Here is a 3923-nt window from a genome sequence, read left to right on the forward strand (position 1 = left end):
CGTCGAGACGCTGCCGGAGACCCTTCGCCACATGGAAGGCTACGTCGGCGATGCCATGGACCTGCGCACCACGCTGACCCACAAGATGCAGGAACTCACCGAGGACGAGTTCGAGCGCTGCTGCGCCCGGCCTTCCAGCAGGACGAGTGGATCCTGATCACCGTGGGCGCGGTGCTCGGCTTCCTGGTCGGCGAGATGCAGGTGCAGATCATGCTGCACATGGGCTCCATTCCTGCGCACTGAAGTGCGCTGGCATGGAGCCCATGTGCAGCAGATAGTAGTTTGTAGATAGTAGAAGCAGCGCCGCTTTTACTATCTACCAACTACTTATCTACTGTCTGCTTTCGGGGCCGAAGGGCCCGAAAGCTTGGGCTGCATGCTAACCCCGCCGCAGGCGCGCCAAAGCTGCTGGCCGGTCACGCTCAGGCGCAGCGTCTCTCTCGTGATCTTGGCTCGCTGGCGCGGCCTGGACTCGATGCTGGCGATGGTCTGGCGCATTTCGCTGCTGTTTTCCAGCAGCTGGTACTGCACCAGCAGCTGCGGGTCCTCGGGCCGAACTCGATCAGGCCCAGGCGCTTCAGGCGGCCGATGTAGTAGTGCCCGGACTCGTGCAGCGAGGCGCCCGCGTTCTTGGCCACGGCATTGACGTTTTCCATCATCAGCGTGCGCGACTGCGCCGAGCCCAGCAGTGTGCCGCTGTGCAGCTGGACCAGGGCGTGGCGCGCACCGTCGGACAGGAAGGAGATGATGCGCGCCTCGTCCGGCACCAGCTCGCGCAGGATCGCCGCGAACAGGTAGTCGTAGGCCTGCGGCTTGGACTGGTCCACGGCCTGCTGCAGCAGGTCGGCGAACATGCGCGAGGGCGGCTGCGGCAGCGGCAGCATGTAGGTGCGCTCGACCTTGGGCTTGCGCGGCGCCTTGGCGCCGTTGCCGGCGGCGGCGCCTTTCGCCGGCTGCAGATTCGTCCTCCGCGGCGCGCTCCATGCGGTCCTTCAGCGTCGCGAACAGGGCCTTTTCGGCCTTGCGCAGCTGTTCCTGCGCGATGTCGGCGCCGGGCAGGCGGCTGAGGAAGCTGGCGGCAAAGCGACCGGCCCGCCGGGCGTTGGCGACAGCACCATCGTTGATGGCGAGGCCACGGCCGGCGCTGCTGTCATCCTGTTTCGGATCGTTGGGGTTCACTCGAAACCTCTCGCGGGTATAACAGCTAGTTTCCGGCGGAAGCATACGTCAGATGAATGGCCCTGCGGCCGTGCCCCAGGGCCTGTCACCCATTCCTCGGTGTCGAACCTCGACACCTAAGGCTTGCGGGCCAGCGCGGTGACGACTCGAAGTAGGGCGGGCGGCTCTCGCGCGAGCTGATCCGGCAGTTTTCCACCCGGAAGCCGGCGCCTTCCAGCATGCGCTGCAGCTTGGTCGGTTGCAGGCCGAGGTTGACGTGGTCGTAGGCGTGCATCGCCGCCTCGTGGCGGTGGGCGTTCAAGGCGGCCACCACCAGGCGTCCGCCGGGCGCAGCAGGCGAAAGCCCTCGGCCAGCAGCTTCTCCGGCGTGCGCGTATAGGCCAGTGCATGCATCGCGAAGACATGGTCGGCGCTGGCGTCCGGCAAGGGGGTGGCGTGCATGTCCGCTTCGTGGAAGCGCACGTTGCGGTAGGGTGCCAGGCGCTTGCGCGCGGCGGCGATCACGGTAGGGCTGATGTCCACGCAGGCGATGCTGCGGGCGCGCTCCGCGATCAGCTCGGCCAGCACGCCGTCGCCGCAGGCGATGTCCACCACGTCGCCCAGGTCGAGCAGGCCGATCAGCGCCCGTGCCGTGGCCTCCCAGGTGCGTCCCGGGGAATAGTGAAGTTCCATGCGCCCGGCGACCGACTCGGCCCAGGTCTGGCCGGGCGTGCGGCTGCGCAGGACTTCCTTGGCGCGCTCGTGGTCCACGCGCAGCTGCCCATCATCCAGCCGGCTACGCAGCAGTTCCCACAGCTCGCCCACGGCCCCGGAGACGCCGTTGGCGGAATAGAGCGCGGAACTGCCGCTGCGCTTGTCCTGCACCAGGCCGGCGCGCTTGAGGCGCGCCAGGTGGGTGGAGACGCGGCTCTGCGCCAGACCGGTGATGCCGGTCAGCTCGGCCACGCTCAGTTCGTGGGTTTCCAGCAGCAGCAGCAGGCGCAGGCGGCTGGCGTCGGCCAGCAGGCTGCAGAGCTCGGTGCTTTGTTCCAGGGATAGGGTCATGCGGATAGGCGGATATCCACGCCATTAGACGTGAGGCGCGCCGACAAAAAAGGCCCGCCGGCAGAACGGCGGGCCTTTTCGTACTTTCGCTCAGGGCAGCAGGCTGGCCTGGGTCGGCTGCTGCGGCTCGGCGGCGGCCGGCTCCGCGGCGGTTACCGGAGCGGCGGCGGCCGGCGGCGGCACGGAGGCCTCCTTCTTGCCCTGCGAGGTGGCCAGGAAGGCGCGCGACAGCGGCGACGGCGTGATCGCCTGCTGCACCGCGTTCACGACCTTGTCGGTGGCCTCGCTGATCCGGGCCTTGGCCTTGGCGACCGCGCCCTGGGGTGCGGCGGCGGCTGGCTTGGCGGCCGCTGCAGGAGCGGGCTTGGCTGCCGGCTTGGGCAGCGGCGCCTTGGCGACGACCTTCTCGACCGCGGCCTTCACCTTGGCGACGTCCTTCTTCACCGTCGCCTTGGCGGCAGCCACGTCCTTCCTGACCGCGGTCTGGACCTTGGCGACCTGCTGCTTGACGGCGGCCTGGGCCTTCTTGGCCTGGGCCACGGCTTCTTGGCCGCAGCCTTGGCCTGGGCCACGGCTGCCTGGTGGCCTTCTTGGCGGCGGCCTTGACCTGGGCGACCGGCTTCTTGATCGCCTTCTTGGCCTTGGCAACCGTCTTCTTGGCGCTGCTCTTGGCCTGGGCGACGGTCTTCTTCGCGCTGGTCCTGGCCTTGGCCACGGTCTTCTTGGCGCTGCTCTGGGCTTTCTTGGCCTGGGCCTTGACCTGGGTCACCGTCTTCTTGGCTTGCGCCTTGACCTTGGAAACAGGCTTTTTCGCGGGCTTGCCGCTGGATTTGCTCGGCTTCTTCATAAGTTCAACAAGCTCCAAACGTATGGCGCCACGGAAGGCCAGGGACTCATGGGCGGTCGAGGCGACACGCCGGATCATCATCCTGCAGCGACTCCACGCTGCGAGGCGACATTCTTTTGCCTTTGGCGCCCCGAACGGGCCGACACCAGGCGAATCCAGTCTGGAGTGAAAATGTCCGATTTTCGCCGGTCGCTTGTTGCGGCCAGCGGCTGGAAACTTTCTACAGGAATAACAAGCCCTTGTATGGGCTCTGGGCCAAGGCTGCGCCGGCTGTTCTTGGTGCCGGTCATCCCGCCTGGCTCGCCGCTTTCCTGCAGCGTTCCAACTCCCTTGACATTTCCCCTGCAAGCTTTTCCTGAGTGTAGGGTCTGTGATGAATCAGTGTCAAAAATTTTTCAGCTACGCAGGTTTAGGCCTTGCCGGCCATAGGGTGGGAGCGGGTTTTTTCGGTTGTCGCAGGGGGGGGGCGGTCGCTATGATTGCCGCCTCTTCATTCCGGCTGCGGCCCTTCTGCGCCGCGCAATTCCACGTTTTCTTTCTCCAAGAGGTGACCATGTACCAGGGGCAATCCATCCGGGTCGCGAAGCTCGACGGCGGTATCGCCGAGCTGTGCTTCGACCGTCAGAACGACGCCATCAACAAGTTTGATGCCGCCACCGTCAAGGAACTCGGCGAGGCCGCCGCCGCGTTGGCCAGGCCGGCGACATCAAGGGCCTGGTCGTCACCAGCGGCAAGGACGTCTTCATCGTCGGCGCCGACATCACCGAGTTCGGCGAGAACTTCGGCCGCTCCGAAGAGGAGATCGCGCCTGGCCTTCGAGGCCAACAAGATCTTCTCGGCGATCGAGGACCTG

General features: G+C 66.4%; 6 protein-coding genes. 2 read left to right on the plus strand and 4 right to left on the minus strand.

Annotated elements, in window-relative coordinates:
• Positions 1-422 precede the first annotated feature (422 nt).
• The 4 genes from D3874_RS27530 to D3874_RS27540 all read right to left on the minus strand — a co-directional run bounded on the left by D3874_RS27530 (position 423) and on the right by D3874_RS27540 (position 2763).
• A complete protein-coding gene (locus tag D3874_RS27530; RefSeq protein WP_119782897.1) occupies positions 423-884 on the minus strand; it encodes an Abi-alpha family protein in 462 nt (153 codons plus the stop codon).
• A 380-nt stretch (positions 885-1264) separates the two neighbouring features.
• Positions 1265-1453 (minus strand): hypothetical protein, encoded by a 189-nt coding sequence (locus tag D3874_RS29760; RefSeq protein WP_199699400.1) that lies wholly within the window; start codon positions 1451-1453, stop codon positions 1265-1267.
• A 23-nt stretch (positions 1454-1476) separates the two neighbouring features.
• On the minus strand, positions 1477-2223 hold the full coding sequence (locus D3874_RS27535) for a metalloregulator ArsR/SmtB family transcription factor (RefSeq protein WP_199699401.1): 747 nt from the start codon (positions 2221-2223) through the stop codon (positions 1477-1479).
• Positions 2224-2313: 90 nt separating this feature from the next.
• Positions 2314-2763: a hypothetical protein gene (locus D3874_RS27540; protein ID WP_119782898.1), complete on the minus strand. Its 450-nt coding sequence runs from the start codon at positions 2761-2763 to the stop codon at positions 2314-2316.
• 50 nt (positions 2764-2813) lie between these two features.
• On the opposite strand from D3874_RS27540, the gene D3874_RS27545 reads away from it, so the two are divergent.
• Positions 2814-3239, plus strand: coding sequence for a hypothetical protein (locus D3874_RS27545; protein ID WP_147385889.1), 426 nt, complete (start codon positions 2814-2816; stop codon positions 3237-3239).
• A gap of 306 nt (positions 3240-3545) precedes the next feature.
• Positions 3546-3923: hypothetical protein (locus tag D3874_RS27550; RefSeq protein WP_199699402.1), on the plus strand; the 378-nt coding region annotated here is incomplete at its 3' end.

It is taken from the genome of Oleomonas cavernae (assembly GCF_003590945.1).
In the GTDB taxonomy this organism is placed as follows: domain Bacteria; phylum Pseudomonadota; class Alphaproteobacteria; order Zavarziniales; family Zavarziniaceae; genus Zavarzinia; species Zavarzinia cavernae.